The sequence below is a fragment of the candidate division TA06 bacterium genome (assembly GCA_004376575.1).
Taxonomy (GTDB): Bacteria; Hydrothermota; DG-26; order E44-bin18; family E44-bin18; genus E44-bin18.
Window position 1 is genome coordinate 1 of record SOJN01000136.1, and the last position, 6,744, is coordinate 6,744.

Annotated in this window: 5 protein-coding genes and 1 pseudogene; 2 read left to right on the forward strand and 4 right to left on the reverse strand. The window is 50.1% G+C overall.

The features are described 5' to 3' along the window. Positions 1–438 precede the first annotated feature (438 nt). The 3 genes from E3J62_11100 to E3J62_11110 all read right to left on the reverse strand — a co-directional run bounded on the left by E3J62_11100 (position 439) and on the right by E3J62_11110 (position 3,382). Entirely contained in the window at positions 439–1,452 is a 1,014-nt protein-coding gene (locus E3J62_11100; GenBank protein TET44162.1) for a hypothetical protein, read from the reverse strand. A gap of 114 nt (positions 1,453–1,566) precedes the next feature. Further along, complete coding sequence (locus E3J62_11105; GenBank protein ID TET44163.1) at positions 1,567–2,661, reverse strand: hypothetical protein; 1,095 nt, start codon at positions 2,659–2,661, stop codon at positions 1,567–1,569. 85 nt (positions 2,662–2,746) lie between these two features. Further along, positions 2,747–3,382, reverse strand: coding sequence for a hypothetical protein (locus E3J62_11110; protein ID TET44164.1), 636 nt, complete (start codon positions 3,380–3,382; stop codon positions 2,747–2,749). Between the two features lie 1,008 nt (positions 3,383–4,390). Between E3J62_11110 and E3J62_11115 the strand changes: the two genes are divergently transcribed. Then, a complete protein-coding gene (locus E3J62_11115) occupies positions 4,391–4,708 on the forward strand; it encodes a hypothetical protein (GenBank protein TET44165.1) in 318 nt (105 codons plus the stop codon). A 79-nt stretch (positions 4,709–4,787) separates the two neighbouring features. Then, positions 4,788–6,296, forward strand: coding sequence for a hypothetical protein (locus tag E3J62_11120; GenBank protein ID TET44166.1), 1,509 nt, complete (start codon positions 4,788–4,790; stop codon positions 6,294–6,296). 86 nt (positions 6,297–6,382) lie between these two features. Here the strand turns inward: E3J62_11120 and E3J62_11125 are convergent. Beyond that, positions 6,383–6,556: pseudogene (locus E3J62_11125) on the reverse strand (site-specific integrase). Positions 6,557–6,744 lie beyond the last annotated feature (188 nt).

The following is a 6,744-nucleotide window of genomic DNA, read 5'->3' on the forward strand; positions in this document are numbered from 1 at the left end:
ATTCTCAATGACGACTTGGCTCATGGGTGCCCTCTGCCCTTGTTGCTACGAGTCAGTTCAGTGTAGCAGACCTTGCGTCCTGAGTCAAGCCTCAGAACAGCCGTTCCGCAGTGAGCAGAATGGGGTCAGGCGTTCAAAAATTCAATTTTGAACCGCTGAGGCCTGGCCCTTGGCTGTTCACTGCTTGCGGTGTGTGCGGGTTTTTTCTGAGGTACTGTCTTCAGTTGGGTTGGGATAGGAAGTACGTCCAGCGAGTCGTACGGGGAATAGGTGAACTGTCAAACTGTCAAGCACCGAGCGCGGAATTTGTCTATCTGCTATCTCAGATCTAGGATGTTGGATATATTGGGGCACCGTCCCCAATCTCACTCCGTAGCTCCACACAAGGCGACCCAAAGCGATAACCTGCTTCCAAGCAAAGCGTATGGAAGAGTGTCTCTAATACTTGTGAAAGAATATTATCTTCAGGGACGGCACGGTCTTTCTTGTCCCTAAAACTGTGGTATAAGCATAGGCCCCAACACCCCGCGCAATGCCGTCAAACATATAGGGGGCACTTTTATTCCCGAAGTCCACTAAGAACACGTAGGTGTCAGCTTGGTAAAGGGCAACTGTCCGGCTTATCAACTGAAACCTACTTCCGGTAACGTCAAAAAGCTTGTCCTTGATATCGTAGGGATTAGTCATGACCAGCACATCCATGCCTCGACACTTCGCCCGAAGACGTTCGTACTCCGCTTTCTTGGCTCTCTTTTCCGAAGCCTGTGCGATACTCAACCCCTTCGAGCGGTAATCTGCTGTTTCCCGTGCTCCAAACCCAGCCCGCTTCCACGGTAAAGCGACTTCAGGCGTAAAATGCTTACGCTGCCACTCGATGCCATCGTCAAAACCCGCATTTTTCCATGGCAGAGCCACTGCAGGTGGGTATCCGCTCTTGGCCCATGGTGCTGCGTCTTCCAACCGAAAACCTGCCTTTTTCCACGCCTTGGCTTCCCTTGCATCTGCACCAATCCTCCCCCACTCGAGCACTTCTTGCGGACCAAAACCGGCATCCTTCCATCGTTTACTTTCCCGATCACAACGACCTATCAGGTTCTCGGTCTCATAGTCGTAGCACCCACAGAAACCCGCATCCCACCACACAAGCATCTCTGGTACGCTGAACCCAGCAACTCGCCAGTTGTACAGGCTCAAGACCGCAGCATCTGTCGTACGCAAACCCTCCCAGGCAACGAGCAACGAAGCACGCGGGTCGATCCTTGCTCCTTGGTAGCACCATTTTCCTTTCTCTCTCCACCATTCTTTAGCTTTTCGAAATTCCTGCCTGGAAACTCCGGTTTCCTTCAGCATGCCCTGGTACCTTGGGACTAAACCATCTGGGTCCACGCTGGCCCGAATAAGAGTACACCCGACGCATACACAGGCCACTAAGACTAACCACCCTTTGACCATGATAATCCCTCCTTGTATCAGATACAGCCAGAGCTCAAGCTTTCAGAGCAGAAAACAGATGCCCGAAGGACTTCGGTTTCTGTTCCCACGTCAGTGTAGTCTCTTCTGACGGCCTCAGAGCCGTTTCTTCTTGTACTTCACACTGTATCTCCTGCAAAGCTTCGTCGAATCCATTGGGATGTCGTATGCTACCAAGAATGCTTCCACATTTCGGGAGCCCAGAGGTAGATTCTGTTCTGCGCACATCAGAGCTTTATACTTGATCGCTTGGTATACCCCCGGCAGGGTATCTATAGTCTCGATCTCGACAATTACATATCTGTTGTTCCGGCAAACGAAGACTATATCGGGAAGATCGCCTGACGGGAACCTATGATTCTCCTCCTCAGTCTTGAGGACGTCTTGAGCTCCCAGTCCCAGAAAGCTCGGGTTCTGTGCCACCCACTTCTTCAGTCTCCTGTGCTCCTTCCCCTCACCCCCAGGACCATATTTCCTCCTGATGCTAGTTCTCAGAGCTGCTCTGTACCTTCCCTTGGCCCGTGGCCCGGAGGGCGCTGGGATCTGAGTTGATCCGAGCCTCACACGTATCTCAGTCAGAAGGGCCTCAGCCTTGCGCCGAACAGACTCGTCAGCAGAGGATTCCACTAAGTCTCTGAGTATTTGTGCAACTTGGATGTCGTCAAGATAGCGGTGAAGATGAGACCCAAATGGTGGTTTCTTGGTGTAGTAGTCCCAGAAGAAAAGCTCCTTCGCTTCTTCAAGAGGAAGCCTAACCCTGTATTTGCGGTCTGCTGTGACTAGTGTTTCCTTGGTGTCATCAACCTTTCCGATCCTGAACAATCCTATGATGTTCCGGTCGATGTCTTTTTCGCCTGGGAAGACGGTCGTCAGAACTGCGATTTTCCCGACACCAACGTTAGGAATGCGCATCGGTTTGCCGGCATGGATTCCTGTGAGATGATATCCTGCTCCGAACTCCCAGTCCTTGAAGAGTGCACTTTCATAGCAGACTTTGCCCTTGGGTCGGGTGCCTCTGAAACCCTTGTCGTAATACTTCTTGCAGAGTGATCTTCTATTGCTGCACCAGGGTCTCCGGTTGTCGATGTTGCGTTTCATGATATCCTCTGAACAGACGCCCTCGAATCCTACAAGTATACCTTCTCTTCCGTTGTTGTAGTTACACTTGAGTGCCACATGTGTTTGCTTCATGCGGTTCCCCCTCTGTGTGGATATGCTCCGTCACTAGGTCCAGAATAATCTACAGGTGCTACGGCACCACCCTCCACTAGTTCCTTCACTTGACCCTCCGGTACGCCACTCTCCAATCCCATTCACCGATGTACTCCGGGTACGCCAACCATATTTGACTTACGCAAGGTGGCAGAGCGGCTTTACAAATGGCATCTTCTACATCACTATCCGAGAGACAGGTATTGTTCCCATAGACCTCGAGGATTAATACACGCAGGGAGTCGTCATAAGCCCCGAACTTAGATTCTACTTGCACCAACACCTCCTGGAGCTGTCTTGAGAGCCCATCTCGAGCTTGTGAACGCTCGATGCTGTCGACCTCAAAGAGATCCGGAGGCCCGAGGAAATATACGCCCACGCCTTTGTCGGGTGTGCTTTCGTCTCTTAGGAAGTCTGGTAGGCGTCCGAAACGCCAGGGCAAGGGGCAGCGAGCAGATATGTCCTTTGAGCTGCACACATGTCTGACGCTTTCCAGAACCTTATCCGCAATCTGCCGGGCCATGTCTTTGACGCCTTGCTTATCACCACACAAGTACTTGGTGCTGACCTCCAGAGCATAGAGGTCTTCTTCAAAAGCCCCCTTGACAAGTGAAATGAACAGGTCACTGAACTCATGCTCTAAGTTGTGGCGTCTCACGTAGTCGGGTGGCCAGACCAGGATCTTCCTTTCAATCACCATCCTTCCATCTTTCTTGCTTTCTAGGAGGATCTCGGGTTGGGGTTTGCTACTGTCATATGCGTCGAGGCACTTTGACAGGCTGAACTCTGTATGGAACTGCTGATTAAATTGACTAACGAAGTCTGCTAGGTTTCTCCATTCACACTTGCCGCGTGGGGGCAGACACCAAAACATGTTATAGCCTCGATTCCAAGTACGTTACGTTGTGTTGACAGTACACAATACTTAATACACAACATTATGGCTGGGTCCAGCAGACACTCGGGCTCTACTGAGATGTATTGGGGATCAATCCGATTATGTTAAGCCCTATTACACGAGCCCCGGTTGTGCCATATTTGTGCCATGTTTGTGTGAAAACCAGTGTAAGCGATACAATCGGTGGAGACAATGCAATTCCCGACAACGTTAGAAATAACAAGGAGTTAGCGGAATTCCTTGTGCCGCAAGGTCTTTCGGAAAACACCCCTTTTGGGATCAAAAATCCGGTGCTCTGCCAACTGAGCTAACGGCCCAACTAATCGTAGATCTATGATCTCAGATCTAAGATCTCGTTGCGAGGATTCACACAGCTGTGCGTTCTCGTGTAAACCGCAACCGTGCAGAAAATACCACCCTTACCCTCATATGTCAATATGGTTCTCTGGAATGGGGGCAGACGTTCAAAAAGTCAATTTTGAACCGCTGGGGCCTGACCCCATGTGTTCCCCATGTGTTCAATTTTGAGCGATGAACGCATGACACCGGACACCGTGAACCGCTTGACAGCTTTCCAATGAGATGGTATTCTCCATACGTTGGGAAAGAGTGCAACAAGGTACGCGACATCTCAAGCATTTGCCGCCCTGATGTGAATCGACAGATTGCGCGTGTCATCCCAAGTTCATCTGCGCAGCCCTCCAAGAATCGCTGCATGTATTGTGTCATGTACGAACAATACGGCGTGTACAGGTGGGCTTGGTAGAAACCGCATGCTGGGTGTTTGACTGGACCAGCGGAGGAGAAACCATGGAAAGCTTACTAGCGGATCCCATATTTCTAAGGGGAATTGAAAGGATGGCAATATGTTTGGGGCTGGTCTTCTGTGCCTTTCTTGGCTACCTTCTGTTTACTAAAGGAGTACCCTCTCGGAAAAGTGAACTGGAGCTCAGGTCACCAGTCATGAGAGTTGTTCTCAGTGGTCGGGGCCCTGGCCTCTTTTTTATGGCACTTGCCATCATAGGATTAATCTATGCCCTCATAAGCGGGGAGGCGTACATCAGAGAGCAGATTGGGAATAGAGAAGCTATCAAGGAGTTGCATTTTGAGGGTGATGCTAACGAATAGGAGCACGCCAGTTCAGTGGCCCCGTTGTTGGGCACCGAATCCTTTCATGAGTCAGCGCGTAGCCCTGTAGGCAAGACGCATGAGGCTTCCATGCAAAGCAATAGTGCGTCCCTGCGTTTTCTTGCTCTGGCTGCTTCTCCTACTGTGCTCTTGTGGAAAGCCACAGAATCCTCTGACCGCTGAAGAATACTATCACTATCTTTTGCAGAAAGAAGGATATTCTTATCGTCGCGAGGCTTCGGACAGCGAGATAAGATCTTTGGCGCGCAGGTTCAGAAGAGCGTATCCTCACCTCACCGAAGACGAACTATATGAAAGGCTGAAGAAACGAGTTCCTTTCAGCAATCCAGGCGAGAAACTTAGACCCCTCCTGACCGACATACTGAGCAACCTGCCACCGGGATGTGACACGATACTGTCAGATGTCTATGCTGGGGAGTTTCCACTTGAAGAAATAAATGCAAGCGTCTTGGCCCCTGGCGGGGGAATACTGATTTTGCTCAACTGGGGGCTTGTGAAAGCCTTCCATGAATGGGCAAAGCTCATAGTCAACATTGCATTTGGTGAGCTTGCGCCAGAATTCGGACTGGATGCGGAACTGAAGAGCCCTGTGGCTCTGCTCAAAGAATCGATGCGTGAGTACATTGATAATGGCGAAATACCAGCATTCCCAATGTACGCTACAGACCAGAAGGCTGTTTTGTCTGCAGTTCTGGGCGCTGCTGCCGCTCAGTTTGTCTTGGCCCACGAGTGCGCCCATGCTATCCTTGGGCACTTGGAAAATGACGAAGTGTCCCTTGTGGATGAAGTCGAAGCTGATAGAGTTGCTGTAGAGATACTGCTACACAATGCTGACCTACGGCCAGATGCTCTGCAGGACAGCACTAGGATATTCGATATTCAAATGAAGTTGGCAGGAGTCTACTATTGTCTCATAGTGTGTGAAGTCAGCGAGCTACTTAGAGCGGGGAGTCACGACATGAATGGATCATACCCAAACTTCCTTATTAGATTCGGAAGTATGAAGAAACATTTGCAACAAAGACTTGGTGACTTGTCTAAGTATCGACTTTTCGACAGAATCAACTATGCTCTCAATGTGGCAGTAGAGTCACTGGTGGCAGACAGCCCGAAGACGGAGGATCTACCTGATGACCTGAGAACCATGAAGTCATACTATGTTGCATACAAATCTGGCAATACTGCAAGAATGCTGGACTTAGTTTCCCAGAATCCTGATGTTTTTACTGAGCAGGTGAGAGAGCTTCTTGACGTGGCCCTAATGTTTGCGGATGGCAATTTTCAGGATGCTGTCTTCGATTGGAGCGAAGGAGATTTTCTTGATTCTGCTGAACTCTTCAGACTGGCATTGGCCATCAATAGATCATATGGGCGAAAGATGCAAAGAGACACCACGCATTACATTCTCAGCAAGGGAAGGGAAATTACGCGTGCACTGAGAGAGAGTGCAAAGATCTTTGAATCTAGAAGCTCTTTTGACGCCAGCAGACACAAGCTGATCCAGGCAGAGAAAATAGGTGAGATGATTGAGAGGTCTGAGAGGGCAGTGACTGGGGCTAAACCCTGAGACTTTAGTCCGGAGGAAGGGTTTGGGACTTGCCCGATGATTAACCTCTTCTCATCCCTATCTGGGTGAACGCCCTGCAAGGACCCTCATTGTTTCTTTGTCTGTCGCGCGAGGCTTAAGCACAGCAGTCCGACAGCTTCCTTAAGATGTTGCTGCGAGAGGTGGGAGTAGCGCATGGTCATCTTGATTGTCTTGTAGCCTATAAGCTCATGGATAGTGCGGATGTTAATGTCAGCCATTGGGAGATGTGAGGCGAATGTCTGGTTGCGGGCTCACACGTCTTGTCGTGCTTCCTCATCAGCGGACTTAAGGGGTGATGTGATGAACTCAAGGAATCGCTTCCCGAGGAGCGTAGTGTAAGGTTTCAGCAAGTCATCCATACAGAAAACAGAATCCAGTCGGCCACTTTCTATCAGACGCCTGGCAGAGAGGTCCTGAAGTACATGAT

Bases quoted from the DNA above. Each gene is read 5' to 3' on its own strand.
- E3J62_11100 (TET44162.1), bottom strand. From the start codon at position 1,452: ATGGTCAAAGGGTGGTTAGTCTTAGTGGCCTGTGTATGCGTCGGGTGT.
- E3J62_11105 (TET44163.1), bottom strand. From the start codon at position 2,661: ATGAAGCAAACACATGTGGCACTCAAGTGTAACTACAACAACGGAAGA.
- E3J62_11110 (TET44164.1), bottom strand. From the start codon at position 3,382: ATGGTGATTGAAAGGAAGATCCTGGTCTGGCCACCCGACTACGTGAGA.
- E3J62_11115 (TET44165.1), top strand. From the start codon at position 4,391: ATGGAAAGCTTACTAGCGGATCCCATATTTCTAAGGGGAATTGAAAGG.
- E3J62_11120 (TET44166.1), top strand. From the start codon at position 4,788: ATGAGGCTTCCATGCAAAGCAATAGTGCGTCCCTGCGTTTTCTTGCTC.